This window comes from Haloarcula laminariae (assembly GCF_025457605.1).
In the GTDB taxonomy this organism is placed as follows: Archaea; Halobacteriota; Halobacteria; order Halobacteriales; family Haloarculaceae; genus Haloarcula; species Haloarcula laminariae.
Map to the genome: position 1 here is coordinate 1,420,945 of NZ_JAMZFY010000001.1, position 26,275 is coordinate 1,447,219.

Here is a 26,275-nt window from a genome sequence, read left to right on the forward strand (position 1 = left end):
GGTTCTGCCACCCGGACGATTCATACGCCGTAGCGGCCACACTTCCAGTATACGGCCTGTAAGTGGAGATAACAGGCACGACCAGTACGCTTAAATATCGCTGCTGTAATTGTATCTCCATGGCGGTCAAAGCCGCAATTGTAGGTCCCGGCAATATCGGGACCGACCTGATGTACAAGATACTCGACCGCGGGGAGTCGATTGAGCTGGAGAGAATGATCGGTATCTTCCCGGTTGAGGAGTCTGACGGCCTCCAGGCGGCCGTCGAGGAAGGTATCGACGTCGGGACGGAGGGCATTGACAGCGTCCGCGAACACGCAGACGAGTTCGACATCGTCTTCGAGGCGACAACCTCCCACGTTCACGAGGAGAACGCTCCCGTCTACGAGGAACTCGGTCTGTTCGCTATCGACCTGACGCCCGCGGCGGTCGGGCCGTACACTGTCCCTGCGGTCAATATCGACGACGTTGTCGGCCAGACGAACAACATCAATATGGTCACGTGTGGTGGGCAGGCGACGATTCCACTCGTCCACGCTGTCGACCGTGTGGCTGACGTCGAGTACGCCGAAATGATTTCACATATCGCCTCGAAGAGCGCCGGTCCGGGCACGCGCAGGAACATTGACTCCTTCACGACGACGACCGCCGCTGGCCTAGAGCAGGTTGGCGGCGCCGAGGAAGGGAAAGCCATTATCACGCTCAACCCGGCTGAGCCGCCCATCATGATGCGGAACACAGTACACACTCAGGTTCACGAAGACGCCGACATCGACGCAGTTCGAGACTCGATCCAACGAATGGAATCCGAGATCCAGACGTACGTCCCCGGCTACGAGGTCACAATGGAGCCGGAAGTCAAAACCGGAGATGACGTCGCCTTCGACCTCGGGGATACGGTGATTCTCACGACAATGCTGGAAGTCGAAGGGGAAGGGCAACATCTCCCACCGTACGCCGGCAACCTCGATATCATGACGAGTGCTGCGCTGGGTGCCGCCGAACGTGTCGCGACGGATTACATGGAGTCCGGTGCTGTCGAGGAGGTGGCCCATGACTGACCGCGAGGTCCGCATGGTCGACATGACGCTCCGGGATGGCATGCACGCCGTCGACCACTCCTTCACGCCCGAGCAGATGGCAGAGGTAGCCGGAGCGCTCGACGAGGCGAATATGGACGTCGTGGAAGTCTCCCACGGCGACGGCATGGGGGGTTCCTCCATCAACTACGGCTTCTCCGCGGCCAGCACCGAGGAGTACCTCGACGCCGTGGCGCCGGAGCTCTCGAACTCGAAACTCTCCGTGCTCCTTCTCCCGGGAATCGGGACCGTCGAGGAGTTGGAGGTGGCCGCCGAACGCGGCGCCGACATGTGTCGGCTTGCAACCCACGTCACCGAAGCCGACGTCTCCCAGGAGCACTTCGAGTACGTTACGGACCTCGGTCTGGAGGCCAACGGCCTGCTGATGCTTTCACACATGGCGCCCCCCGAGACGGTCCTGGAGCAAGCCAAGCTCATGGAAGAGTACGGCGCCGACGCCGTTTACGTCATGGACTCGGCCGGCGCAATGCTTCCCTCGGACGTTCGCGAGCGCGTCAGTCTGCTCGTCGACGAACTCGACATCGATGTTGGCTTCCACGCCCACAACAACCTCGGGCTAGGCATCGGGAACACACTGGCCGCTCTCGATGAAGGCGCTGTGACGGTTGATGGCTGTCTTCGCGGTCTCGGTGCCGGGTCCGGTAATGCCCAAATCGAGGTCCTCACCGGCGTGCTAGAGAAGGCCGGCTACGACATTAACACGGACTTCTTCGGGGTCATGGACGCCGCCGAGGACGTCCTCGTTCCGATGATCTCCGACGACGAGATGCCCAAACTCGACAACGATTCTCTGTTGCTCGGATACGCCGGTGTCTACTCGTCGTTCCTCCGGCACACACGCCGCGCTGGCGAGAAGTACGGCGTCGACCCGCGTGAAATCCTCATCGAGCTCGGTCAGATGGAAGTCGTCGGCGGCCAGGAGGACCTGATCACCGACGTCGCCTCCAACCTAGCCAACGAACAGAACACAGCGGCCGAATCCGACGACTGAACTGTTCGGGAGACGAGTATCCTATCGGAGTGCCGTTTCGCCGCGTTTTGGGTGGTTCCGACCGGTTGATAGACCAGCCCAATCAAATCGGGGTAAGTGGTTGCCACAGGAACATGCGGTGCTCCACTCGACGGATTCGGGGACTTTACGTGTCGCTGTGTCCTGCTCCCAGTATGGACGTCATCCACCACGCGGTCTGGGTATCGGACATGGAGGAGACGCTCGACTTCTACGTCGACGAACTCGGTCTGGAGAAGACGAACGAGTTCGTCAGTGGCGACGGTGCGCGGAACGTCTACGTCGCCGGCGAGAGCGACGTCGAGATCCAGTTCAAACACGAGCCCGACCGGGACGTCGACTCCGACGCGGATGGCCCCTTCGACCACGTCGCTATCGCGGTCGACGACGTGGACGCCGAGCTCGAACGACTCGTCGAGAACGGGAGCGCGACGCTCGTGCGAGGGCCACTCGATTCTGAGGGGGCCGGCGCGCGGGTTGCGTTCATCGAGGACCCCGCTGGTTACGGTATCGAACTCGTCGCGGAGTTCGACTGAGGAACCGCGCTCGACGGCCGCTGGAATCCCAGAAACTATAGTCGGGCCGGTTGCACGTGTCGAATGTCCATGACAATCGACGCGTTCACTCATGCGCTGACAGAGCGATTCTTCGACACCCTGACCTCCGAGTACGAGTTCTCGGGGCTGAGCGGCCGCCCGGCCTTCCTCTGGGACATGGAGCAGCGCCTCGAAGACATGGAGGAGTACGGCATCGACAAGCAGGTCGTCTCGATGGCGCCGCTGCCGTTCTGGAAGGGGCTCTCCGACGAGGACGCTCTCGAAATCACCCGCCTCGCGAACGACGAGATCCAGCGTCTGGCGGACGAGTATCCCGACTCGATCATCCCAGTCGGCACGGTTCCGAAGGTGACCGACGACCTGATGGCCGAGTTCGAGCGCTGCAGCGACGACCTCGATCTGGCCGGCGTCCAGATCTTCTCGAACATCGACGGCGAACCCCTCGACCGGCCGCAGTTCGAGCCGCTGTTCGAGACGGCCGAGCGCACGGACACGCCCCTGTGGCTCCACCCGCAGCTCCACGACTGGTACGGGTGGGCGAGCGAGTACATGGACCACCGCCTGTTCGGGTGGCCGTTCGACACCACCCTCGCCATGTCCCGGCTGGTCTTCGGCGGCATCACTCGGAAGTACGACTTCGATCTGGTCACCCACCACGGTGGCGGCATGGTGCCGTTCTTCAGCGGTCGCATCGACACGTTCTATGAGACGCGCAAGCAGTATCCCGAGAACTACGCCGACACACACCTGCCAGACTTCGACAAACCCCCCAGCGAGCACTTCGCGGAGTTCCACGCCGACACGGCCTTGGGTGGCGCCGTCGCCCCTCACGAGTGCGCTCACGACTTCTTCGACGACACGCTGGTCTTCGGCACGGACTACCCCTTCGGCCCCGACCGGGGTCGTGCCGGCATTGAGAGCGGTCTGGCGGCCGTCGAAGCGATGGATGTCGATTCGGCGACTCGGGCGGACATCCGTTCCGGGAACCTTCTCTCCCTCATCGACTGACAGGACTGGCCCGCTTGTGCCGGCTGTCACCACTCCCACCCTCGCGGCTCACGCGGTCCGTTCGGACCAGAGGAACGTGAAGACGGGCCGGCCCGTGACACAGTGGTTCCCAAACATCTATTATCATGTGGAATCCAGTCGAATATGATTGCCAATGGAGCAATTACAAGAGCCAGCCTTCGCAGAGAGCCACGGCCGCAGCCAGCACGTAATCGACGCGACGGGTGATGGAACGTGACCGCACCGCAGGCACCGGTCGCGAAACTCGGACATGTCGCCGCACAGACGCCGGACCTCGAGGAGTCCATCTGGTTCTTCCGCGACGTCATGGGGTTCCAGCTGACAGAGCGAGAGGGCGACACGGCGTACTTCCGCGGAATGCGGGACTGGGAGCACCACACACTCGCCATCACCGAGACCGGCGGGACGGGCGTCGACCACATCGCGTTCCGCACTGTCAGCCCCGAGGCGCTCGAGGAAATCGCGGACTCGCTGGAAGCCGACGGCCACGACGTGACCCGCGTCCCCGCCGGCGAGGAGACCGGACAGGGCGAGGCGATTCGCGTCGAGAAGTTCGGCCACCCCTACGAGTTCTACTACGATGTCGACAAGCCCGACGCGCCGGAGGGCAAGCGGTCGAGGCTCAAGAACCGAGTGTACGGCGAGCAGCACGGCAACCGCATTTCGCCACGCCGCATCGACCACGCGCACGTCCAGGACTGCGTCTCCCCCGAGCACGCCGAGTGGCTACAGGAGGACCTCGGGTTCCAAGTCAACGAACAGTACCGGACGAACGACGGCGACCTCTGGGGCTGGTGGTTCTCCGTCACGGCGCTTCCCCACGACTTCGCGATTCACCGCCTCGAAGAGGGGGAGCCGCCGATGTTCGACCACGTCTCGTACCACGTCGACAGCCTGCAGGACCTCTGGACCGCCGCTGACATCCTCGCGGAGCACGGTATCGAACCGGACGGCGGCCCCGGCAAGCACGCGATTACGCGTGCGGACTTCCTCTACGTCTCCGACCCGGCCAGCGGAGTGACAATCGAACTGTTCGCGGGGCCGGGGTACCTGAACTTCGAGCCCGACTGGGAGCCCATCGAGTGGACCGAAGACGAGATAGGTGGCGAAACCTCCCACCAGTGGATCGGCGAGGGCCCCGGCTGGGAAGGACTCGCCTACCCCGACGACGAGTAGCACGGACTGACAGTCATTTTCAACTTCACTGGTCCCCTCACGGGGAATCCCGGGAAAATTTGACGGCGGCTAATACGCCGCTAGAGCGGCTACTCCTGCGGTTCGTTCCGGGTAGTGGAGAATACGTAATGGAATGTGGTCATTACGGTCCGTTTTCTGGTCGCTCTTGGCCGGTAGCGGACCACGTATGGGGTGCCCACTCTCGTCATGACACCCTGCTCGGTGTCGTCGGTGTCGCGACGTTGTGCGAACCCAGCGCCGAGAGTTCGTCCTGCCCATCCAAATCTATATCCGAATACTGTCTGAACAATCATGTAGGTATGTCGATGGACATCCAAGCCGCGATCGTGCGAGAGGAAGGCGGATCGTTCGAGATTGAGAACGTGGAACTCGAAGAGCCACAGCCCGACGAAGTCCTCGTTCGCGTCGTCGGTGCCGGCGTCTGCCACACCGATATGATCGTCCGCGATCAGTTGTATCCGACGCCACTTCCGGCGGTACTCGGACACGAAGGCTCCGGCGTCGTCGAAAAGGTCGGAGCAAACGTCACACAAGTCGAACCCGGCGATAACGTCGTCATGAGCTTCGACTACGACGACACCTGTCCGAGCTGTCGGGACGGACACCCCGCGTTCTGCGCCTCGTTCTTTGAACACAATTTCAGCGGCGCCCGGCCATCCGACGAGACCTCACCGATCTCACAGGACGGCGACCGCATCAGCGGTCGCTTCTTCGGCCAGTCCTCGTTCGCGACGCATGCGATCGCAACCGAGCGAAACGTCGTCCCCGTCGAAGATGACGTCCCGCTAGAGCTACTCGGTCCGCTCGGCTGTGGCATCCAGACCGGCGCCGGCGGCGTGATCAACTCACTCAATCCGCAGGCTGGCTCTTCGATTGCCATCTTCGGCGCAGGCTCGGTCGGCCTATCAGCCGTCATGGCCGCCGACATCAAAGGCTGCACCGACATTATCTCCGTCGACCTCAAAGAAAACCGACTCGCGAAGGCCGACGACCTCGGCGCAACACGAACCCTGAACCCCGAGGACGTCGATGACATCGTCGAGACGCTACAGGACGAGTATGGCGGCGTCGACTACGCCCTCGAAACCACGGGTGTACCGGCCGTTGCCCAGCAAGCCACCGACGCACTCACACAGCGCGGCACAGTCGGTATCATCGGCGCGCCAGCCCTCGGCACCGAGGCCAGCTACGACGTCAACGACCTCATCCTGAACGGACGAAGCATCACCGGCATCGTCGAGGGAGACTCTGACCCCCAGCAGTTCATCCCCGACCTCATCGAACTCTACCGACAGGGGAAATTCCCCTTCGACGACCTCATCACCTACTACGACTTTGACGAGATTGAACAGGCAATCGCAGACTCCGAGAGCGGGGAAACAATCAAACCCGTCCTCCGCGTGAGCGACAAATAGCCCGGGTTCACCGAGGCACTCTGTAGTTCTGACCGCTGGTCCGCGTTTTTCACTGCGAAAGCGCGGGAACGGTGGGTCAGTATGTGTGCGTATCGACCACCGTGGTCAGTGCCCCCACTTAGGAATCGGTCTGATAAAGATAGAGGGCAGAGACGAGCAGCACGACTTCCACCGATTTCGCCCACACGGCGTTCCAGTTAATTCCGCCGCGCATCTGGAACGCTGCAAAGAAGCCTTCGAAGCCCCCAAAGAAGAAGAAAGCGAGGACGGTGATGAGAGCGTATGCGGCAGCGACAAGGTAGAGTTCGCGCCGCCAGTAGCGTGTGAAGTACAGAAGAACACCACCGAGGTAGCCGAGTCCGTTTAGTATGAATAGAACTCCTAACGTTTGACTGAATCCCATAAATCTCGGCCCGAGCACCAGGTGAATCACCGCAGTAACCACCGCTGCGACAACGGCGATGTATCCGACTGGACGGGAGGGCGGTCTAACGAGCGATTCGTTTTCTTCTGCAGCTGTAGCCATAGTTATCTGTACTTGTGATATCGATAAAAATGTTAGGCCGGTTCCTGACTTTGGAAAACCAACAAGCAATACGTTCTTCCTCGGTTGAATCGTACTTCGGGCCGCTGTCAGCCATATGCAATATTTTCTATCGGAGGGCTAATTACAATTTCTTCAGCTGCATCTGGCTGGACTACCACTTTCGAATACTGTTCCTATTTTTGGTATTTTCTGTGTCCAACGCGCTCGTTCGACTGTACATATTGGGTCCACGAGGCAGATTTACGACCCGAAGATGGCCGGCCACCGGACCGCGTTGCGGTCGACGAGACCGTACCTCAACTCACTGATGAGCAGTATCGGCTGTACGCCGCTGTCGAACCAGAAATGAACAAAATTCTCTATAAATGCCGAAAACGACCACTATGGCGGTTCTCACTCTTTCGTTTCGTGCCGAGCATAGCGAGAAACACGACGTCGACGGCGCCGTGTTTCCCGTTGATGGCTTACGCTCATTACAAGATGCGTGTCACCGGTATGGCTACGATTTCGGATACGAAAAACATAGAATCGGAACGCTGCCGAACGTGTATTCAGAGAAGGAAAACGCCGAAGTATATGTTTCTCGAACTGTTTCAGTAACGCCGAAGCAGAAACAGTTGAAGTGGCCCAGATCTTTCAGCTTCGGATGGAACCAGCTTATCTGAACACGATGGTTTGTAGCGACCGGCTCGGGGACTCACGTAGCGGAGTAACCAACAATCGACCCCTCTCGCCCAGTTCTGTTGGTTAACCGCGTCGCCTGGGACGGTGGTCTACGCGTCGGTGAGCTCGTCGACGACTTAATAATAACCAGACTGGTTAGAAACACAGATATTATTATACTTGCAGACAGATTTAATAACACAGATGGTCCAATTCACGCGGCGACGAGTGCTCCGAGGTGCAGGCACAACTGCAATTGCTGCAGCGGGACTCACCGGCTGTCTCGGGCGAGAGAGTGGCTCGCTCGACTCCCTGACCGTCGCTTACGTCCCGATTTACCCGAACATGCAACACTACGTGATGGAACAGGAGGGCTACTACGAGAACGTCCCCGCGGGCGTCACCGTCGAGCGATTCAGCTCGGGGCCGAGCGTCGTCAAGGCCTTCGCGAGCGGCGACGTCGACGTCGCGCACTTCGGCATTACCCCGGCGATGGTCCTCGTCGACAGGGGCACGGACGCAGGCGTCCTTGCGGCGAATTCGAGAGACAGCTTCAAGATTATCGGGACGACCGAACTCGCCGACCGCTACGAACAGGAGGGGGCGGCCACGTTCGAACACTTCAAGGAAGCGCATGGTCGGAAGGTACGGTTCGGTGCACCACCGGACGGGAGCGTTCCCGATATCGTCCTCCGGTACTGGATTCAGGAGGAGCTCGCAGTCGGTAAGACGGAGTCCGTCATCAACAAGTCGAAGGTCCCGCCGGCGAAGGCGGTCCAGACCATTCAGTCGGGCGACATCGACGCCACGATCGTCCAGGAACCGTTCGCAACCACTATCGGCCGAGAGGACGGCTTCAGCGAACTTGACTGGTCCGGGAACATCTTGGAGAACCACCCGGTCACAGTGCTGTTCGCGAACCAGCGGGTGCTCGACGATAGCGAGCTCGCACAATCACTGGTCGAACAGCACGTGGCCGCGACCGAGTTCACCGAGTCCTCGCCGGACGCAGCCGCAGCCCACGCCGCGTCCGTAATCGACTCCGGCGTGAGCGATGACCTCGCGACGGCCGCCATGGACTCGAAGGCATCCGAGTTCATCTCGAACCCACACAGAATCACCGACCAGGCCGCAACGATGGGCGAGTTCGCCTCGAACGCCGGCAACATCGAAGAACCGATTGCGACCGAGAGCCTGTTCGCGACCGAGCCCTACGACGCCAGCCAGAGATGAGCACGCGTACTAACTCCAGTTCCGACACCGTCTTTACCGGAAGCTTCGAGGGAGACCTTCGCCGGTATCTGCGCGGCCTGGGTGGACTCTTGGCGTTCCTCCTCGTGTGGTGGGTCGGCGCAGTGACGACCCAGCCCACGTATCTGGTCCCGGGGCCCCTCGAGTCGGCGTACGCCTTCGTCGACCTGTTCGCAACTTCGACTGCGATTGTCGTCCCCATCTTGGGGGCAACTCTTGTACTGCCGACAGGCATCGCACACCTCGCACAGACGCTGTTCCACTACGTGCCGGGGCTCCTCCTCGGCGCACTCTGTGGCATCAGTTTCGGCCTTGCGATGGGCTGGAACGGTACGTTCGACGACTGGTTGCGGCCGCTCGTCCGGGTACTACGGCCGATTCCGCCGCTCGCGTGGGTCGTCTTCGCCATCGTCTGGTTCGGCATCCATCACACCGGCGCGGCGTTCATCGTCTTCGTCGGCGCGTTCTGGATCAACTTCTACGGCGCCTACGGTGGCGTGGAAGGGGTTTCGAGCGAGCTGACCGACGCCGCGTCGACGCTCGGTGTGGAACGCGATCTCTCAATGCTGAAACTCGTCGCGCTCCCCAGCGCCGCGCCCCAGGTGCTGACGGGATTCCGAACGAGCATCGGCCGGTGCTGGATGATCGTCGTAGGCGCTGAGCTGTTCGGCGCACCGGGCGTCGGCTACGAGATTATCAACGCCTCGAACAACCTCGCGATGGCCACCAGTGTCGCGTACATGTTCGTAATCAGCCTCGCGTTCCTCTGTATGGATGTCGGATTTCGACTCGTCGAACGGAGGGTGCTCGCGTGGCGATGAGCGAGCAATCATCTACGGAGTCCGAGGAGGTGCCCAGCGAGAAGATTACTGTTCGGAACGTCAGCAAGGCGTACGGGTCGACGCAAGCGCTCGCTGACGTCTCGTTTTCGGTGTCGGAGGGCGAGTTCTGCTGTGTCGTCGGACCGTCCGGCTGTGGAAAGACCACACTGTTGCGAGCGATTGCGGGACTCGACGACCCGGACAGTGGATCGGTCCTTGTCGGCCAAGAACCGGTCACTGAACCCGGTCTCGACCGGGGCATGGTCTTCCAGGAGTACGCCCTGTTCCCGTGGCGGACCGTCCGGGGGAACGTCCGGTTCGGCCTCGACCGGCCCGCGTGTGAGTGTGCGGACTGCGAGGCGCGAGTTCGGGAGCTTGTCGACCTCGTCGGGCTCGAGGAGTTCGAGGACGCGTATCCGAAGGAGCTGTCCGGCGGCATGAAACAGCGCGTCGGCATCGCTCGCGCACTCGCTCCGGACCCGGAGATTCTCCTGCTGGACGAGCCGTTCGGGAGCGTGGACGCGCGGACCCGCGACCGCTTGCACGCCGAACTACTGGATATCTGGGCCCAGACCGAACAGACGGTCGTGTTCGTCACGCACGACATCGACGAGGCGGTGACGCTGGCCGACCGGGTCGTCGTGATGGACGCAGACCCGGGAGCCGTACAGTCGACCGTCTCCATCGACATAGAGCGGCCGCGCGAGCGAACAGCCCACGAGTTCGTCGACTACGTGGCCCGCATCAGGGACGAACTCGGGAGCCCGGTCGATGGGAGCGTCTGACGAGGTCGACCGAGAATGTTGAGTACAGCGGCTTCTCTCAGTGTATCGGGCTACACCTGACCGTGCGCGATGATGCTCAGCATTCGGATATACAGGGCAGAAATATCACTTTTGGATATTACTTCTCTTCCTGATAATCTAGGCGACTACTGCACTCGAAAACCCATCCACGATTGGGCCGGGAAAACTAACCCATAGCTAGATAGCGGCAAATCACCGAATCATCTCGCGGGTAACGAAACCGAGATTCGAATCACTTACGAGCAGTTCTGGCTGTACGCTGCCGCGAATCCGAAAGCGACCGAAACGCACCATATTCGGCTGTCTTCGACCACTCCAACTGCCCGCATGGAGATATCTCTTGCAGAACTTCGGCAAAGGACGATGTCGAAACCGCCGTGTCTCTCGCCGATGGAGTGAACTACCTCCGATGGGAACTCCAGCGAACCGGACTCCGATTTCAGACAGAAACCGGAACGCCGCCGATATATCGTTTCTAAGGTAAAACGTGGAATCCTCATGTTTCCATACAGTTACAGCCACGTCGAACAGACACAGATGATAAGCGGCGACAGAGATTCGCTCACTAACACAACACTCCAAACGAACCACCGTCCTGCGTGTAGCTATACAGAGAGACGGACGCCACCACAGCGTATCGAGGTCGTGTGGCCCCGATACCGGGCCATTACCGGTAGCCAACGCGGTTCGGTTCCACTTACAGGCGAGGAGCGAAGGTCGGCGATGGTACTCGATGCGTCGAAGCCGTGAGGCGGATGTGGTCGAGCTGTCGATATATGCTGTCACGATTCCGAGACAGGCGCTCTCGGCGGCGGTACGGATGGACTGACAACGGGGGGATTAAGTGACTGGTTCACACAGGTCAACCCACATGAGCGACGACGAAAGCCCTACCGCCACAGACGGTGGCACCCAGCTCGCCCCCACCGCCAGCGACGCCAGAGCGGACTACGACTACGTCGGGGGGTCGGTAGCGCGTCCGGGCCTCGTCTCCGACCTCGAGTCGAGGGTCGACGGCGAGGTGCGGTTTGACACCTACACCCGCCAGCTGTACGCGACGGACGCCAGCGCCTACGAGGTGACGCCTATCGGCGTGGTCTTCCCCACCTCGACGGCCGACGTTGCGAGCGTCGTCTCGTACTGTTCCGCGCGGGAGATTCCGGTCCTCCCGCGGGGTGGCGGGACGAGTCTCGCGGGTCAGACCGTCAACGAGGCGGTCGTACTGGATTTCACCCGACACATGGACGCCGTATTGTCGCTGGATGCCGAAAGTCGGGAAGCCCGAGTCCAGGGCGGGACGGTGCTCGCGGACCTGAACGACCGGGCCGCCGAACACGGCCTCACCTTCGGCCCGGACCCTGCGGCCGGCAACCGGAGCGCCATCGGCGGTGCCATCGGGAACAACTCGACGGGGGCGCACTCGCTCGTCTACGAGAAGACCGACCACTACGTCGAAGAGTGCGAGGTCGTCCTCGCCGACGGCACTGTCACAACCTTCGGCGAGGTGTCGGTCGAGACGCTCAGGGACCGCGCTGACCCCGCGAGCGACGACCTCGAAGCCCGCATCGCGGCGGGCGTCCTCTCGCTGCTCGACGAGCACGCCGAGGAGATAGACGACCGCTACCCCGAACTCAAGCGGAACGTCTCCGGGTACAACCTCGACCGGCTGGTCGCCGAGTACGAGGGCGAGTACGGAGAGGAAGGGACGATAAACCTCGCTCGGCTGCTCGCCGGAAGCGAAGGCACGCTGGCCGTCGTCACCGAGGCGACGGTCTCGCTCGAACCCCTCCCCGAGACCAAATCGGTCGCCTTGCTGACCTACGACAGCGTCGTGGAAGCGGTCAGCGACGTGCAACACGTCCTCGACCACGACCCGGCGGCGGTCGAACTCATCGACGACGTGCTCATCGACCTCGCGTCCGACACGACGGAGTTTGCCGACATAGCTGGGCGGCTCCCGAACCGGACGCGGGCCGCGCTGCTGGTGGAGTTCTACGCCGAGGACGACGACCACGGCCGCGAGCAAGTGGCGGGGCTGCTGGCCGACCGCCTGCCCGACGACGGGGACGAGGCAGCGACGGACAGTGACCGCTACGCGTTCGACGCGCTGGAGGCCTACGACGCCGCCGAGCGCGAGGAGATATGGAAGCTCCGCAAGTCTGGGCTCCCCATTTTGCTCGGCCGGACGAGCGACGAGAAACACATCAGCTTCCTCGAGGACTGCGCTATCCCGCCGGAACACCTGCCGGAGTTCGTCAGCGAGTTCCAGGACATACTCGAAGCGAACGACACGTTCGCCGCGTTCTACGCGCACGCGGGGCCGGGCGTCCTCCACGTTCGTCCGCTCGTGAACACGAAGTCACAGACGGACCTCGATGCGATGGAGAACATCGGCGAGGCCGTCACCGACCTCGTCGTGGAGTTCGGCGGCTCGGTGTCGGGCGAACACGGCGACGGCCGCGCCCGCACCCAGTGGAACCGGAAACTGTACGGTGAGCGGCTCTGGGAGGCCTTCCGGGACCTGAAGACGGCCTTCGACCCCGACTGGCTCCTCAACCCGGGGCAGGTCTGCGGGGACGTCTCGATGACGGAGAACCTGCGTTTCGACCCCGACTACGAGTTCGACGCCGGCTTCGACTCGGCGCTTTCCTGGGACAACGAGAACGGCATGCAGGGGATGGTCGAGCTCTGCCACGGCTGTGGCGGCTGTCGCACCCAGCAGTCCGAGGGGGGCGTGATGTGCCCGACGTTCCGGGCGGCGGACGAGGAGGTCACGTCGACCCGGGGCCGCGCGAACATGCTCCGCCAGGCGATGAGCGGTGACCTGCCCGACGACCCGACCGACGACGAGTTCATCAGCGAGGTGATGGACCTCTGTATCGGCTGTAAGGGGTGCGCCCACGACTGCCCGAGCGAGGTTGACATGGCGAAGCTCAAAGTCGAAGTCGAACACGCCCACCACCAGGAACACGGTTCCAGTCTCCGCGAACGGGTGTTTGCCAACGTCGACACGCTCGCCCGCGTCGGGAGCGCGCTGGCGCCGCTCTCGAACCTCGGCCCGAAGCTCCCGGGCGCACGGACAGTGATGGAGAAGACGCTCGGCATCGCCAGCGAGCGCTCGCTCCCGACCTTCGAGCGCGAGAGCTTGCAGGACTGGTTCGCGGACCGGGGCCCGAAAGTTCCGGAGCGTGACGCCGACCGGAAGGCAGTCCTGTTCCCCGACACGTACACCAACTTCAGCCACCCCGAAGTCGGGAAGGCCGCGGTCCGGGTCCTCGAAGCGGCGAACGTCCACGTCGAGCTGGCCGAAGTGACCGACAGCGGGCGCCCGTCGTACTCGAAGGGGTTCGTCGACGCCACACGTGAGACGGCCACAGAGGCTGTCGAGGAACTCGCCCCGCGCGTCGCGGACGGGTGGGACGTCGTGGTCGTGGAACCCAGCGACGCGGTGATGCTCCAGTCGGACTATCTGGACTTGCTCGACGGCGACGAGGCGTCGTCGGTCGCGGCCAACAGCTACGGGGTCTGTGAGTATCTGGACACGTTCCGCTTGGACGACGGGCTGACGGTCGACGCCCCCGGCCGCTCCCTGGCCTACCACGGTCACTGTCACCAGAAGGCGACCAAGAAGGACCACCACGCCGTCGGTGTCCTGCGGCGGGCCGGCTACGAGGTCGACCCGCTCGACTCGGGCTGCTGTGGCATGGCCGGCAGTTTCGGCTACGAGAGCGAGCACCACGCGATGAGTATGGCTATCGGTGACACCCTCGAAGGGCAGGTGGACGGGAGCGAGGCGGAGGCCGTCGTCGCGCCCGGCGCCTCCTGTCGGACCCAACTTTCCGACCTCGACGTCGACACCGAGGGGGCTTTCGCCGGCGTCGACCGCGACGGACCGCCGACGCCGATAGAGGCGCTCGAGGCGGCCGTCGTCGGACCCGACCGCTGACTGCACTGCCGGCGGCGTTCGTTTCCCTGGGGGCCGACGGGCCGCGCCGATAACACCGGTGTCACCAAACCTTCATAGTCTTTTCACGGCATGTTTTGGTATGGCACAAGATAGCCTGTCCCGGTACAGTATCGACGCCGACTGGAGCGACCACTACATCGGCGGCGAGTGGCGCGGCAGCGACAGCGGGGAGACCATGGCGGTAATGGACCCTTCGACCCGTGAGACGGTGACCGAAGTGCCCCGTGGTACCGAAGCGGACGTGGACGCGGCGTACGAAGCGGCGGCCGCCGCACAGACGGAGTGGGGACAGACACCGCCGGCCCGCCGGGAGGAGCTCGTCCGGAACCTCCTGGGGACGATGGACGAACACAGCGAGGAGATTGTCGAGCTACTGGCCACGGAAGCCGGGCAGATCGAGGGGATGGGCGAGACGTCCGTCCACCTCGCCGAGGACCAGATAGCCGAGGCCGCGACCCTGCCACGGCGGATGAAAGGGGAACACGCCGCCTCGAACATCCCCGGGAAGGAGAACATCGTCCAGCGTGAGCCCCAGGGCGTCGTGACGGTCATCTCGCCGTGGAACTTCCCGCTGAACCTCTCGGCGCGGGCCATCGCCCCGGCCGTCGCCGCGGGCAACACCGTGGTCGTAAAGCCCGCGAGCAACACGCCGGTCGTGGGCGGGCTGCTGTTCGCCCGGCTGTTCGAGGACGCGGGCTTCCCCGACGGCGTCATCAACGTCGTCACCGGCCAGGGCTCGGAAATCGGCGACGCCGTCGCCAGCCACGACGAGAGCGACGTGGTCGCCTTTACCGGGTCGACCGAGGTCGGCCGGCGCGTCGCCGCCGCGGCCGGCGAGAACCTCGCCGAGGCCGCGATGGAGCTGGGCGGGAACAACGCCCACATCGTCACGGCCGACGCGGACCTCGACCAGGCAGTCGACGCGGGCGTGTTCGGCTCGTTCGCCCACCAGGGACAGGTCTGTATCTCCATCAACCGCCACCTCGTCCACGAGGACGTCTACGACGAGTACGTCGAGCAGGTGCGCGAGCGAGCCGAGAACCTCCCGGCCGGGAGCGCCCACGACCACGTCGTCGTCGGCCCCATCATCAACGAGTCACAGCGCGACCAGATTCTGGACTACGTCGAACGGACCGTCGAGGCCGGCGCGACGCTGGAGACCGGCGGCGACACTGTCGACGTGGACGGGGTCGAGGATTCCCTGGTCGTCGAACCGACCGTCCTCTCGGACGTGACAAACGACATGGCGGCGGCGTGCAACGAGCACTTCGGCCCGGTCGTCCCGGTCATCCCGTTCTCGGACGTCGACGAGGCCGTCGAGCTGGCGAACGACACCGAGTTCGGCCTGTCGGGCTCGGTCCACGCGGGCGACGTGGGCGCGGGCAAACGCATCGCCCAGCGGCTGGAGACGGGGATGGTCCACGTCAACGACCAGCCGATAAACGACGAGGCACACGTCCCGTTCAGCGGGACGGGCGCGTCGGGGGTCGGCGGCTACAACACCGACGACTTCCTCGACGAGGTCACCGAGAACAAGTGGATATCGCTCCAGCACGACGACCGCGAGTTCCCGTTCTGAGAGGATGGACGGCACTGTCTGTGTCGTCGCCGGCGGCGGGAACGGCCTCGGGGAAGCGGCGGCACGCGGGCTGGCCGACCGGGGCGCGACGGTCGTGGTGGCCGACCGCGGCACGTCCGTCGCCGGCGAGGGGAGCGACCCGTCGGTCCCCGAGCGAGTCGCGTCGGACATCCGCGAGGCCGGCGGCGAGGCGACGGCCCATCACTGCGACGTGAGCGACTTCGACGACGCCGACGGACTCGTCGAGGAGACCGTCGCGGAACATGGCCGTCTCGACTTCGTCGCGAACTTCGCGGGCATCCTCCGGGACGGCATGAGCTACAAGCTCGACCCGGAGGACTGGGAAGCCGTCGTCGAGACGAACCTCACCGGCCAGTTCGCCCCCCTCCGAGCGGCGTGTGCACACTGGCGGGACGCGAGCGAAGACGGGGGGTTCGACCGCCAGCGCTCCTACCTCGCGGTCAGCGCGGGGGCCGCTCGCGGGAACCTCGGCCAGGCGAACTACGCCGCCGCGAAGGCCGGCGTCCTCGGGATGGTCCGGTCGGTGTCGACGGAGATGTACCGGTCCGACGTTCGGGTCAACGCGCTGGTCCCGAACGGGTACACGCGGATGACCGAGACGGTCCCCGAGGAACACCGCCCGTACACGCGCGAGGAGATGCCCCCGGAGAAGGTGGCGCCGATGGTGGCCTACCTCGCGAGCGAGGCGGCCGAGGACGTGACCGGCTGTACGCTCTACGCCGGCGGCGACCGCGTGGGCGTCCTCTCGGACCCGTCGATGGCCGCCGTCGGCGTCGAACCCGACGGCTGGAGCCTCGAGTCGCTGACCGAGCACTTCGCGGAGGACGTGGCCGCCGACGTCGAGCTGACGCGGACGGAGACGCATTTCTGACACCGGTGGCTGTAGGTGGTACAGCCATCAGTACGAGTGCGGGCCGCGGCGGACCGCTCCCGCCGCAGTCGCTCCGACCGGACAGAAGGGCATCTTTTATCATGGTCTCGGACGATGATTCGTCTATGAGATTCGTCCGCTACGACGACGACCAGCTCGGTTTGCTCACAGACGACGGTTCCGGTATCATCGCGCTGAACGACCGGCTCGGCATCGAGGCCGACGAGCCGCTCGTCGAGTACATCGACGGGGAGTACGACGCGAGCGAGTACGCGGACGCCGACGCCGACGTCGACGTAGCCGACGTGGAGATCGGCTCGCCCGTGGGCCGACCCGGGAAGGTCATCGCCGCGCCGCTGAACTACGAGAACCACATCGAGGAGGCGCTGTCGGACCGCGATATCACCACCGAAGAGTGGTTCTCCATCAAGGACAAGGGCTACTTCCTGAAGGCCCCCTCCAGCGTCGTCGGCCCTGACCACGGTATCGAGCTCCCCTTCACCGACCGACGGACCGACCACGAGGTCGAACTCGCGTTCGTCATGGAGGGCGACATCAAGGACGTCCCCGCCGAGGAGGCGTGGGACCACATCTTCGGCTACACCATCCTGCTGGATATCTCGCTTCGCGGGGACCAGGACCGCTCGAACCGGAAGTCCTACGACACCTTCACCGTCATCGGCCCGTGCGTGACGACGGCCGACGAGATCGACGACCCCCAGGACCTCCAGATGGAGCTGGAGCTCAACGGCGACCGCCGCCAGTACGAGAACACCGGCGACATGGTGTACACGTGTGCCGATATCGTTCAGTACGCCTCGCTCGGGGCCACGCTGGAGACGGGCGACGTCATCACCACCGGGACGCCCGAGGGCGTCAGCGAGCTCTCGGACGGCGACACCATCGACGCGGAGATCGAGTCCGTCGGGTCGATGACCGTCGACGTCACGGGGCGCGACGTGAGCTACGCCGAAGCCGACGTGCAGAAGGGCGGTCAGGAGTAACGCAGTCCGGCCGCGGTCACTCGTTCACTTCTCTGCGGTTCGAACGTTCGAAAGTGGCGACGCCGCTTACTGAGGAGGGGTAGGCTTAAGAAAACCGCCCACAAACCACATGATAATCGATGGCACTCCTCGAAGTCGACTCGATAGACGTGTCGTACGGGAACGTACAGGTGCTGTGGGACGTCAGCCTCTCCGTCGAACGCGGCGAGACGGTCGCGCTCCTGGGCGCGAACGGGGCGGGCAAGACGACCACGCTCAAGAGCATCTGTGGCGATCTGACGCCGACCGCCGGGGAAATCCGGTACAAGGGCGAGAACATCGGCGGGATGCCCTTCGAGGACGTCGTCGAGAAGGGCATCGCGCACGTCCCGGAGGGCCGGGAGATATTCACGGACAGCAGTATCCGTGAGAACCTCGAACTCGGTGCGTACATCGACCGTAGCAAGATGGAGGAACAACTGGCAGAGGTGTACGAGATCTTCCCCCGACTGGAGGAGCGGTCCGACCAGCGTGCGGGGACGCTCTCGGGCGGCGAACAGCAGATGCTCGCCATCGGTCGCGGCCTGATGAGCGACCCCGACCTGCTGTTGCTCGACGAGGCGAGCCTCGGCCTCGCGCCCGTCCTGGTCGACGACGTGTTCGAGGCCATCGAGCGCATCAACGAGCAGGGGACGACGGTGCTCCTGGTCGAACAGGACATCTACAACGCCTTGCGGGTGGCCGACCGCGGCTACGTCATCAAGACGGGGAAGATGACGCTCTCGGGAACGGCCGCGGAACTCGCCGAGGACGAACGCGTCGCGGAGTCGTACCTCGGGGCCTGATACCTGTAACGAACTGACGGACTTCGCCACCAGCGGGTGGCGAATACTTTCGGAACGTACAGCCACCAGTACGAGGCGAGTTATTGTCGCTATCTCCGGCCTGAGGCCGACCAAAACCGGCAGGTCGCTACACGAACCTGTCCGAGTCCGAGAACGACAGTGCCGAAGTTCGTTTTGCGAACGCTGCGAAGTGACCCGACCGGGGGACCGGTCAGTCCTCGTCGGTGACTACGTCGGGGTCCCCGTCCGGTGTCGCGTCAGCGGCGTGGGGGTCCGCTCCGCCCGCGTCGACGTCGGTGACGAGGTAGTCCTGTGCGAGGCCGTACAGGCCCTGCGGGAGGTAGATGATGAAGAGGATGATGAGCGCCCCCTCGACGGTCGTCGCGACGCTCCCGACGATAGCGGCCAGTCCGGTATCGAGCAGGAGGAACAGCCCCGCGCCGAGGACCGGCCCGGCGAACGTCCCCATCCCGCCCAGGATGACGATGACCAGCGAATCGATGGTCCACGTCACCGCGAGCGTCGACTGCGGGTTGATGTACAGCGTGTAGTGGCCGTACAGGCCGCCCGCCAGCCCCGCGAAGAACGAGGAGACGACGAAGGCGTACATCTTGTACTTCAGCGGGTTGACGCCGAGACTGGACGCGGCCTCCTCGTCGTCGTGGATGGCCTTCATCCCGAGCCCGCCCGCGCCGCTGACGATGCGGTAGGTCACGGCGATGGTGAGAATCGTCGCGACCAGCGTCAGGAGGAACATTACGTCCCCGTGGGTGACGAACTCGTTGAGGCCGAGGTCGCCCTGCACGTAGTACCCCGTCGAGCCGCCGGTCAGCGACCGCTGGTCCAGCATCACCAGTTCGATGACCGCCGCCAGCGCGAGGGTCCCGATGGCGAAGTAGTGGCCGCTGAGCCGGAAGAGAATCGGCCCGAGCACCAGTGAGATCAGCGCGGCCGCCACGCCGCCGAGGACGACAGCGACCAGTATCGGCAGCTGAATCGACGCCGGGAAGCCCGCTGCAGTGGGCGTGGTCAACCACGCGGCGATGAACGCGCCCATGCCGAAGAAGGCGGCATGTCCCAGCGATATCTGTCCGGCGTACCCCGCGAGCAGGTTCCACGAGACGCCGAGCATCACGAACACGAGCCCCGTGAGTATGAGCCCGGTCAGCGAGTCGGTCGTCACGAACGGTACCGACAGGAGCGCCAGCAAGACTACGCCGAGTATGCCCTGGAGGCGCCGGTTTGCGAGCAGCGACTCCTCGGGGTGGCGTTCGAGCAAGCTCATTCGCCACCACCACCACCGCTACCGAACAGCCCCTCGGGCTTGAGCAGCAACACACCGAGGAAGATGAGCAGGCTCACGACGTTTCGGTAGCCGCCACCGAGGTACAGCGCACCGAGGTTCTCGGAGACCCCGAGGACGACGCCGCCGACGAGGGTCCCGAGGATGCTCCCGACGCCGCCCAGCACCACGACGGCGAACGCCTTCAGCAGATACGACCAGCCGACGAAGGGGTCGATCGGGAACAGCATCGAGAGCAGCGCGCCGGCCGCACCGGCCAGTGCCGTCCCGATGCCGAGCGTGAGGACGTAGATCCGGTCGGTGTCGATACCCATGTACCGGGCTGCCGTCCTGTTCTGGGCGGTCGCACGGATGGCCTGTCCCGTCCTGGTGTACTGGAGGAACGCCCACGTCGCAGCGATGAGGACGACCGCGACGACGAACGTCACTGTCCGGGGCAGGGACAGAAAGGCAAACCCGAGGTCGATACCGCTGCCGGGGATGCCGAGGTCCGCCGTCCGGGCGTCACCGCCCAGCACCAGTTGCCCGATGTTCTGGAGGATCAGCGCGAGCCCGAACAGCACGATGATCGGCTGTTCGATGCCCTCGCCGACGACGTGTTTCAACAGCACCTTCTGGAGGACGACACCGAGGGCAAACAGCAGCCCCATCGCGATGAACATCCCGACCAGCGGCGTGATGCCCGTCGCCGCGAACACGAGTATCGCGACGTACGCGCCGACCATCAGCATATGGCCGTGAGCGAGGTTCACGATATCCATGATACCGAACACGAGCGACAGTCCCAGCGCTGCGACGGCGTAGATGCCGCCCAGGAGTATCCCGTTGACAATCGACTGTGAGATGAGCTCGCCTGCTACCATGGGTATCTAGCGCTCACTCCACGGTGGGATCGGGTACCGGAAGTCGAGGGAGCGCTCGGAGTCGGTGTTGGGGTAGGCCAGTCGCTGCGCGCCGTCCCACCACTGCCCGGTCGGTGCCGTCAGCTCGCCTTCGGCGGGGAGGCCGTTGTCCTCGAAGCCGAACTCGCCGATGACCGTCTGGAACGTCTCGCTGCGGAGCGCGCTCTGTATGTCGCCGGCCTCGATGGACCCGGCGGCTTGGACGGACTGCAGGGCGACCTGCGTGAGGTTGTACGAGCCGCCGACGTTGACCGGCATGTACTCGCCTTCCGTGTCGTACTCGCTCGTGTAGGACTCACGGAGGCGCTGGTTGCCGTTGCCCGTCAGACCGGGGACCCATCCGGGACACATCAGCGCGTACGCGCCCGCGTCCTCAAGCGCCGACCACCACGCGGACGGGTCCGCCCCGCGGACGAACTTGAGCATCTTGGGCGACCAGTTGTTCGACTGCATCTGGTTGACCGCCGTGATGCCGCCGCCGGGCGTCGGGTTCGACAGCAGCACCTCCACGTCGGCGCTCTGTGACTGGCTGATAAGCGTCGAGAAGTCCTGTGAGCCGATTTCGAACGTCTCGCGCAGGACGATGTTGTACCCTTCCTCGCCCAGGCGGTTCTCCCAGTAGTCGGCCTGCTCCTTGCCCCACCCGGAGTTGGGCTCCCAGATACCGATGCGGCTCGGTCGCTCCTCCTCGGGGATGAGGTCCAGTGTCCCGAGCGTCGACCGGGCGACGTCGCGGGACTTCGGGAACGGCGAGTATGTCCACTCGTAGTTGTCGTTCCGGTGTGGCTCCTCGTAAGCGAACGCGATGCCGAGGAACGGGAGGTTCTGGTTCTCGGCGAAGGCGCTCCCGGCGGTGACCAGCAGACTGGAGAAGCTCCCCCAGATCATGTTGACGTCGTTGTTGCTGGTCATCTGCTGGAGGTTCTGCCGAAGCGTCTGCGCGTCGCTCTCGTCGTCCTGGAGGATGAGCTCGACGTCGCGGTCGAGTTGCTCGTTCATCCTGGACTGTCCGAGCTCGTAGCCGCGTCGGAGGTCCTCTCCGAGAGAGGAGAACTGTCCCGTCTCAGGGACCGTTCCCGCTATGGTCAGTGTGTCGTCGCTGCTCTCGCCACCGAACGCACAGCCGGCGAGGCTGGCGACCGCGGCAGTTCCGGCGGTTGCTTTGAGATACGACCGACGCGTGACTGGGCTGTCGTCGCTTACCATGCTGTATATATCGATATAGATGATAGATTATAAAGATTCCCGTTAGTACAGCGATATCGCTACACCAGGGAAGTACACTGCCGGCTAGACGCTCACAAAAAATCTGCCAACCCGGGGGTAACAGGTTCCCTCAGCTTGGTACAGCCGACGGCAAAACGTGCAGGTGAGCCCCAAATCGGGTTGTCGACGTTACGACGAGGGGCTGGCTTCGGCGTAGAAGTTCATCGCTTCGAACACCGGCCGGTCGGTCATCCCGAGCAAAATCGCCTCGTCGTTGTCGGGCTCGTGGTGGTGGGTCGCGTCCGGCGGGACGACGAAGATGTCCCGTTCGCCCCACTCCAGCGCCTCGCCGTTGACGTGGGTCGCGCCCTCGCCCTCGACGACGAAGTACACTTCCGTCGTGTTGTGGAAGTGCGCGTCCGTCGCTTCCTGCAACAGCTGTGCGCGGAACGACATCGTCGGGAACAGCGGCGGCGAGCCGGTCGCGGGGTTGACGTACGAGAGGCTGTAGCCGTCGTAGGGGTCCGGGTTGTCGTTTTCCGCCCGCTGGCGAAGCGACTGGAGCATCTCGGACCACTTGAACCGGTGGGGCGGCGTCGCCTCCCGGATGCCCTCGAACGGGCCGGGGATGCCCTTGTCTTTCTTGTCCGCTTCCGGGCGCCCCTGACCGTACTGGGACTCCCAGTACCCCTGGGTCTTCGTGACCGGCTGGCGTTCGAGCTCGTGGTTCTCGAACGTGTTCCGGGCGTTCAGGGAGTCGAGCACGAGCGGCAGGTCGAGCACGTCGAGCCAAGCCGCCGTCTCGTCGGAGTCGTTGACGTGGTCGTGCCACTCCCACTGGGGCGTCGTGATGAGGTCGTTGTCCTTCATCGGGAACTCCTCACCCGCGACGATCGTCTTCATGTCCTCGTTGCCGTCGATGGAGAACCGCAGCGCGTTCGCACCGTGGCGGTGGGACGGTGCCGTCTCGCCGGGCGAGACGGTCTGGACACCGACGTAGATGGTGTTCGAGATCGCGTTCCCGAACGAGGCGTTGATCGGAACCGCCACTCGGCGCTGGAAGCCGGGCGGCAGGTCGTTGATCGGGACGTCGTCCTCGACGCCGTCGATGGCGGCCTGGATGTCTTCCCACTTCCAGATGTCCGCCTCCAGGTCGTCGAGCGTGTTTCCGAAGTCGTCCTCGACCTCCCACAGCGGGCGGAGGTTGTGCCGCTCGAGCAGACCCCGTGTGTCGGAACTCAATTCGAGCTGTTCCTCAAGCTCCTGTTCGTCTGGCTCTGTCTGGGCCATGATCTAGGAAGACATTAACACACCAGCATGATAAGTGTATTGGACAGAACCCGCCCAGAGCGCCTGAAAACGGCGACAACGGCGGTTTCGGCGCACAGATATCCCTCTGAGTCGGGGTCTTACACTACGTTCCTTCGCGTCGGTCGGCGCGGGCGCTATACCTGGACCTCGAAGACGTCGGCAGAGGCAAACAGCGACCGACAGTCCTCACACACCATCTGTCGTTGAATGGCGTACTCCCAGAGTTTCCCGCCACAGTCCAGACAGTCGAAGTGTGCTTCTACGAACGGGTCTTCCGCTGCGTATGGGTTTTCGAACTCCGCCATACCCATACAATATTGTGGAATCGATAAAAACGCTTCGCTACCCCGAAAGCACAGTTTCGGCCGTACCAGTCATCCCTCAGTGTATGGGGCTAACGCGTCGCGCAGGTCCTCCGGCACCTCGATTGCCCCGCCGCCGCCGTGTTCGGCACACACCCGCTGTTCGTACCCCTCGAAGGCGACTTCCCCGTCACACGTCGCGGTGTACTCGAACCGGACGCTCCTGTCGCCCACATCCGGCGTCAGCGCGATTGTCACCTTGTCGCCGGCTTCTACGGGGGAGCTGAACTCGAAGTCTATCTCGACGAGCGGGAGGCCGAAACCGCGGTCCTGGGAGAGCTCCCAGAACGGGAACCCCACCTCCTCCATGAATATGTCCGACGTCTCGTGGAGGGCGTCGACGATACGCGGGTAGTGAGCGATACCGAACGGGTCGGAATCTGAGAACCGCACGGTCCACGTCCGTTCGAAGCTCATCGGCCCGCCTCCGTCTCCGCTTCGAGAACGACGAGCGCGTCCAGCGCCACCGCGCCGTCGGCGGACGCGAGTATCGGGTTGAGGTCGAGCTCCGCGATGGGGCGGTCGGCCACGAGGTCGCCAACAGTCACGACCACGTCAGCGAGCGCGTCCAGGTCGGCCGCGTCGCTCCCGCGATAGCCTTTGAGGAGGTCCGCGACCTGTAGTTCCTCGATGGCCGCCCGCGCCTCGGCGTGGGTGACGGGCGCGATGCGGTGGCTCGTGTCCGCGAACACCTCGGAGAACACGCCGCCAAGCCCCGTGACCACGACCGGGCCGAAGGACGGGTCGCGCAACCCGCCGACGAGTATCTCGGTGCCGGCGTCGACGTCCAGCGCCGCTTCCACGAGGACCTCCGCGTCGATGTCCCGTTCGGCGGCCGCGTCGAAGATCCGCTCGGCGGCGGCACGCACCTCCTCGCTTGACTCCATGCCGACCGCGACTCCCGCCCCGTCGGCCCACTCGCTCTTGTGAGTGACCGACGGCGAGGAGACCTTCACGACGACGGGATAGCCGATATCCGCGCCGGCTTCGACGGCCTCCTCGGCGGTCCCACACACGGCAAACGGCGGCGTGTCCAGGCCCGCGTCAGAGAGCAGTCGCTTCCCCTCGGCTTCGGTCAGCGTGTGCCGACCGTCCGCACGGGCGGCCGCGATGACGTCGTCAGTCATCGGCAACCCCCTCCGTGCCCGCAGCGTGCCCTTGCAGCTCGGCGTAGCGAGCGAGGACCGCCGCGGCGTCGCCGGCCCGCTCCGGCGTCTCGAACACCGGAACGCCCGCGTCCGCCAGCGCGGTCGCGTCATCGGCCATGTCCTCCTCGATGCCGTCGGTGGCGAACAGAATCGGCTTGTCGACGCGCTCGGCGAGCCCGTCCAGCGCGTCCGCGGGGAACCCCATCGCCTGCTCGAACAGCTCGTAGACCAGCACGATGTCGACGTTGTCGTCCTCGGCGACGGCCGTGACGACGTCGCCGAACGCCGGCATCGGCCGACCGGTGTCGACCGGGTTGCCGGTGTAGGTGACGCCCGGGAGGAGCTCGTCGACCCGGCTCCGCGTTTCGGCGGTGAGCTCGGGGAGCTGCCCGCCGGCGCGCTGGATGCGGTCGGTGATGATGATACCCGGGCCCGCCTGTGCGGTGACGACCCCGACGTTCGGGCCGTCCGGCTCGGGCGAGTCACCGAGCGCCGCGGCGGCGTCGAGCAGGTCGTCCGTCGCGTCCACCGTGGGGACGCCGTACTGCGCGAACCCGGCGATGTACAGCTCGTGGTCGCCGGTGAGCGCACCGGTGTGTGACTCCGCGAAGTCACCGACGTCGGACTGTCCGACCTTGTAGGCGATGACGGGCGTCTCGCTCTCGCGACAGGCCTCCAGCAGGGCGCGTCCGTCGTCCGTTCCCTCGACGTGGAGCACGATGGCGTCGGTCTCCTCGTCGCCGTCGAAGTGTTCGATGACCTCGGTGAAACCGACGTTCGCACGGTTTCCGAGGCCGACCATGGCGGAGACCCCTCGTCCCTGCCTGCGGGACTGGAACGCGAGCGCGTGTGCGACGCCGCCGCTCTGGGCGACGACGGCGGTGTTCCCCGCCGGAAGCTTCTCGGCCCCGCTGGCAAAGGAACACAGGAGGTTCGTTCGGGGGACGACGAAGCCGCTCGTGTTCGGGCCGAGTACCGAGATATCGTACTCGTCGGCCGTCTCGACCACGGCCTGCTGGAGCCGCTCGCCGTCCTCGTCGGCCTCTGCGAAGCCCCCGGCGTAGATTACTGCCGCGCCGATGCCGGCCTCGCCACACTCCTCGATGACGTCCGGCGTCGCCGGGCCGGGGACACAACAGAGCGCGAGGTCGACATCGTCGTCGATATCGCCCACTGACGGGACGAACGCCTCTCCGAACAGCGTCCCTTCCCCGGTCGGGTTGACTGGATACACCGGTCTGTCGAACATGGTCGCGTTCGCCATCGCCTCGTAGCCGATCTTCCCCTCTGTCGACGAGGCGCCGACGACGGCTACAGCCGATGGATCGAACATCTGCTTGAGCGTCATAGCCACTCTTTCACGGAACTGGCCCAAATCGTTT

23 protein-coding genes and 1 pseudogene are annotated in these 26,275 nt (G+C 64.2%); 15 read left to right on the forward strand and 9 right to left on the reverse strand.

Features of this window, described 5'->3' with window-relative positions; all coding sequences use genetic code 11:
- Positions 1-119 precede the first annotated feature (119 nt).
- From NJQ98_RS07305 to NJQ98_RS07330, 6 genes are all read left to right on the forward strand, one after another.
- On the forward strand, positions 120-1,061 hold the full coding sequence (locus NJQ98_RS07305; RefSeq protein ID WP_262177453.1) for an acetaldehyde dehydrogenase (acetylating): 942 nt from the start codon (positions 120-122) through the stop codon (positions 1,059-1,061).
- Entirely contained in the window at positions 1,054-2,091 is a 1,038-nt protein-coding gene (gene dmpG / locus NJQ98_RS07310) for a 4-hydroxy-2-oxovalerate aldolase (protein ID WP_262177454.1), read from the forward strand. Before NJQ98_RS07305 ends, dmpG begins: the two co-directional genes overlap by 8 nt.
- Before the next feature lie 173 nt (positions 2,092-2,264).
- Positions 2,265-2,645: a VOC family protein gene (locus NJQ98_RS07315; protein ID WP_262177455.1), complete on the forward strand. Its 381-nt coding sequence runs from the start codon at positions 2,265-2,267 to the stop codon at positions 2,643-2,645.
- A 63-nt stretch (positions 2,646-2,708) separates the two neighbouring features.
- Positions 2,709-3,674: an amidohydrolase family protein gene (locus NJQ98_RS07320; protein WP_262177456.1), complete on the forward strand. Its 966-nt coding sequence runs from the start codon at positions 2,709-2,711 to the stop codon at positions 3,672-3,674.
- Positions 3,675-3,908: 234 nt separating this feature from the next.
- Entirely contained in the window at positions 3,909-4,871 is a 963-nt protein-coding gene (locus NJQ98_RS07325) for a VOC family protein (RefSeq protein WP_262177457.1), read from the forward strand.
- A 326-nt stretch (positions 4,872-5,197) separates the two neighbouring features.
- Entirely contained in the window at positions 5,198-6,307 is a 1,110-nt protein-coding gene (locus NJQ98_RS07330; RefSeq protein ID WP_348533570.1) for an NAD(P)-dependent alcohol dehydrogenase, read from the forward strand.
- Between the two features lie 118 nt (positions 6,308-6,425).
- On the opposite strand, the gene NJQ98_RS07335 is transcribed toward NJQ98_RS07330, so the two are convergent.
- Positions 6,426-6,833, reverse strand: a complete 408-nt coding sequence (locus NJQ98_RS07335; protein WP_262177460.1) for a DUF7475 family protein — start codon at positions 6,831-6,833, stop codon at positions 6,426-6,428.
- A 151-nt stretch (positions 6,834-6,984) separates the two neighbouring features.
- On the opposite strand from NJQ98_RS07335, the pseudogene NJQ98_RS07340 reads away from it, so the two are divergent.
- The 9 genes and pseudogenes from NJQ98_RS07340 to NJQ98_RS07380 form a co-directional block, all read left to right on the forward strand.
- Positions 6,985-7,519: pseudogene (locus NJQ98_RS07340) on the forward strand (transposase domain-containing protein); the annotation flags it as partial.
- A gap of 202 nt (positions 7,520-7,721) precedes the next feature.
- Entirely contained in the window at positions 7,722-8,750 is a 1,029-nt protein-coding gene (locus NJQ98_RS07345; protein ID WP_262177462.1) for an ABC transporter substrate-binding protein, read from the forward strand.
- On the forward strand, positions 8,747-9,589 hold the full coding sequence (locus tag NJQ98_RS07350) for an ABC transporter permease (protein ID WP_262177463.1): 843 nt from the start codon (positions 8,747-8,749) through the stop codon (positions 9,587-9,589). Before NJQ98_RS07345 ends, NJQ98_RS07350 begins: the two co-directional genes overlap by 4 nt.
- Entirely contained in the window at positions 9,580-10,374 is a 795-nt protein-coding gene (locus NJQ98_RS07355; RefSeq protein WP_262177464.1) for an ABC transporter ATP-binding protein, read from the forward strand. Before NJQ98_RS07350 ends, NJQ98_RS07355 begins: the two co-directional genes overlap by 10 nt.
- Before the next feature lie 892 nt (positions 10,375-11,266).
- Positions 11,267-14,341: an FAD-binding and (Fe-S)-binding domain-containing protein gene (locus NJQ98_RS07360; RefSeq protein ID WP_262177465.1), complete on the forward strand. Its 3,075-nt coding sequence runs from the start codon at positions 11,267-11,269 to the stop codon at positions 14,339-14,341.
- 100 nt (positions 14,342-14,441) lie between these two features.
- Positions 14,442-15,941 (forward strand): aldehyde dehydrogenase family protein, encoded by a 1,500-nt coding sequence (locus NJQ98_RS07365; RefSeq protein ID WP_262177467.1) that lies wholly within the window; start codon positions 14,442-14,444, stop codon positions 15,939-15,941.
- A 4-nt stretch (positions 15,942-15,945) separates the two neighbouring features.
- Positions 15,946-16,833 carry an SDR family oxidoreductase gene (locus tag NJQ98_RS07370; protein ID WP_262177468.1) on the forward strand — a complete coding sequence of 296 codons (888 nt, stop codon included), beginning with the start codon at positions 15,946-15,948 and terminating at the stop codon, positions 16,831-16,833.
- Between the two features lie 125 nt (positions 16,834-16,958).
- Complete coding sequence (locus NJQ98_RS07375) at positions 16,959-17,837, forward strand: fumarylacetoacetate hydrolase family protein (protein ID WP_262177469.1); 879 nt, start codon at positions 16,959-16,961, stop codon at positions 17,835-17,837.
- 119 nt (positions 17,838-17,956) lie between these two features.
- Entirely contained in the window at positions 17,957-18,661 is a 705-nt protein-coding gene (locus NJQ98_RS07380; protein WP_262177470.1) for an ABC transporter ATP-binding protein, read from the forward strand.
- Between the two features lie 211 nt (positions 18,662-18,872).
- On the opposite strand, the gene NJQ98_RS07385 is transcribed toward NJQ98_RS07380, so the two are convergent.
- The 8 genes from NJQ98_RS07385 to NJQ98_RS07420 all read right to left on the reverse strand — a co-directional run bounded on the left by NJQ98_RS07385 (position 18,873) and on the right by NJQ98_RS07420 (position 26,241).
- Entirely contained in the window at positions 18,873-19,946 is a 1,074-nt protein-coding gene (locus NJQ98_RS07385) for a branched-chain amino acid ABC transporter permease (RefSeq protein WP_262177472.1), read from the reverse strand.
- A complete protein-coding gene (locus NJQ98_RS07390) occupies positions 19,943-20,827 on the reverse strand; it encodes a branched-chain amino acid ABC transporter permease (RefSeq protein WP_262177473.1) in 885 nt (294 codons plus the stop codon). The genes NJQ98_RS07385 and NJQ98_RS07390 overlap by 4 nt, the downstream gene beginning before the upstream one ends.
- A gap of 6 nt (positions 20,828-20,833) precedes the next feature.
- Positions 20,834-22,072, reverse strand: coding sequence for a substrate-binding domain-containing protein (locus NJQ98_RS07395; protein WP_262177474.1), 1,239 nt, complete (start codon positions 22,070-22,072; stop codon positions 20,834-20,836).
- A gap of 189 nt (positions 22,073-22,261) precedes the next feature.
- A complete protein-coding gene (locus tag NJQ98_RS07400; RefSeq protein ID WP_262177475.1) occupies positions 22,262-23,362 on the reverse strand; it encodes a cupin domain-containing protein in 1,101 nt (366 codons plus the stop codon).
- A 155-nt stretch (positions 23,363-23,517) separates the two neighbouring features.
- Complete coding sequence (locus tag NJQ98_RS07405) at positions 23,518-23,688, reverse strand: hypothetical protein (RefSeq protein WP_262177476.1); 171 nt, start codon at positions 23,686-23,688, stop codon at positions 23,518-23,520.
- A 69-nt stretch (positions 23,689-23,757) separates the two neighbouring features.
- Entirely contained in the window at positions 23,758-24,162 is a 405-nt protein-coding gene (locus NJQ98_RS07410; RefSeq protein ID WP_262177477.1) for an acyl-CoA thioesterase, read from the reverse strand.
- A complete protein-coding gene (locus NJQ98_RS07415; RefSeq protein ID WP_262177479.1) occupies positions 24,159-24,872 on the reverse strand; it encodes an acetate--CoA ligase family protein in 714 nt (237 codons plus the stop codon). Before NJQ98_RS07415 ends, NJQ98_RS07410 begins: the two co-directional genes overlap by 4 nt.
- Complete coding sequence (locus tag NJQ98_RS07420; RefSeq protein WP_262177480.1) at positions 24,865-26,241, reverse strand: CoA-binding protein; 1,377 nt, start codon at positions 26,239-26,241, stop codon at positions 24,865-24,867. Before NJQ98_RS07420 ends, NJQ98_RS07415 begins: the two co-directional genes overlap by 8 nt.
- Positions 26,242-26,275: the final 34 nt, after the last annotated feature.

Excerpts from the sequence above, each read along its gene's own strand:
- NJQ98_RS07305 (WP_262177453.1), top strand. The coding sequence starts at position 120 with ATGGCGGTCAAAGCCGCAATTGTAGGTCCCGGCAATATCGGGACCGAC.
- dmpG (WP_262177454.1), top strand. The coding sequence starts at position 1,054 with ATGACTGACCGCGAGGTCCGCATGGTCGACATGACGCTCCGGGATGGC.
- NJQ98_RS07315 (WP_262177455.1), top strand. The coding sequence starts at position 2,265 with ATGGACGTCATCCACCACGCGGTCTGGGTATCGGACATGGAGGAGACG.
- NJQ98_RS07320 (WP_262177456.1), top strand. The coding sequence starts at position 2,709 with ATGTCCATGACAATCGACGCGTTCACTCATGCGCTGACAGAGCGATTC.
- NJQ98_RS07330 (WP_348533570.1), top strand. The coding sequence starts at position 5,198 with ATGGACATCCAAGCCGCGATCGTGCGAGAGGAAGGCGGATCGTTCGAG.
- NJQ98_RS07335 (WP_262177460.1), bottom strand. The coding sequence starts at position 6,833 with ATGGCTACAGCTGCAGAAGAAAACGAATCGCTCGTTAGACCGCCCTCC.
- NJQ98_RS07345 (WP_262177462.1), top strand. The coding sequence starts at position 7,722 with ATGGTCCAATTCACGCGGCGACGAGTGCTCCGAGGTGCAGGCACAACT.
- NJQ98_RS07350 (WP_262177463.1), top strand. The coding sequence starts at position 8,747 with ATGAGCACGCGTACTAACTCCAGTTCCGACACCGTCTTTACCGGAAGC.
- NJQ98_RS07360 (WP_262177465.1), top strand. The coding sequence starts at position 11,267 with ATGAGCGACGACGAAAGCCCTACCGCCACAGACGGTGGCACCCAGCTC.
- NJQ98_RS07365 (WP_262177467.1), top strand. The coding sequence starts at position 14,442 with ATGGCACAAGATAGCCTGTCCCGGTACAGTATCGACGCCGACTGGAGC.
- NJQ98_RS07370 (WP_262177468.1), top strand. The coding sequence starts at position 15,946 with ATGGACGGCACTGTCTGTGTCGTCGCCGGCGGCGGGAACGGCCTCGGG.
- NJQ98_RS07375 (WP_262177469.1), top strand. The coding sequence starts at position 16,959 with ATGAGATTCGTCCGCTACGACGACGACCAGCTCGGTTTGCTCACAGAC.
- NJQ98_RS07380 (WP_262177470.1), top strand. The coding sequence starts at position 17,957 with ATGGCACTCCTCGAAGTCGACTCGATAGACGTGTCGTACGGGAACGTA.
- NJQ98_RS07385 (WP_262177472.1), bottom strand. The coding sequence starts at position 19,946 with ATGAGCTTGCTCGAACGCCACCCCGAGGAGTCGCTGCTCGCAAACCGG.
- NJQ98_RS07390 (WP_262177473.1), bottom strand. The coding sequence starts at position 20,827 with ATGGTAGCAGGCGAGCTCATCTCACAGTCGATTGTCAACGGGATACTC.
- NJQ98_RS07395 (WP_262177474.1), bottom strand. The coding sequence starts at position 22,072 with ATGGTAAGCGACGACAGCCCAGTCACGCGTCGGTCGTATCTCAAAGCA.
- NJQ98_RS07400 (WP_262177475.1), bottom strand. The coding sequence starts at position 23,362 with ATGGCCCAGACAGAGCCAGACGAACAGGAGCTTGAGGAACAGCTCGAA.
- NJQ98_RS07405 (WP_262177476.1), bottom strand. The coding sequence starts at position 23,688 with ATGGCGGAGTTCGAAAACCCATACGCAGCGGAAGACCCGTTCGTAGAA.
- NJQ98_RS07410 (WP_262177477.1), bottom strand. The coding sequence starts at position 24,162 with ATGAGCTTCGAACGGACGTGGACCGTGCGGTTCTCAGATTCCGACCCG.
- NJQ98_RS07415 (WP_262177479.1), bottom strand. The coding sequence starts at position 24,872 with ATGACTGACGACGTCATCGCGGCCGCCCGTGCGGACGGTCGGCACACG.
- NJQ98_RS07420 (WP_262177480.1), bottom strand. The coding sequence starts at position 26,241 with ATGACGCTCAAGCAGATGTTCGATCCATCGGCTGTAGCCGTCGTCGGC.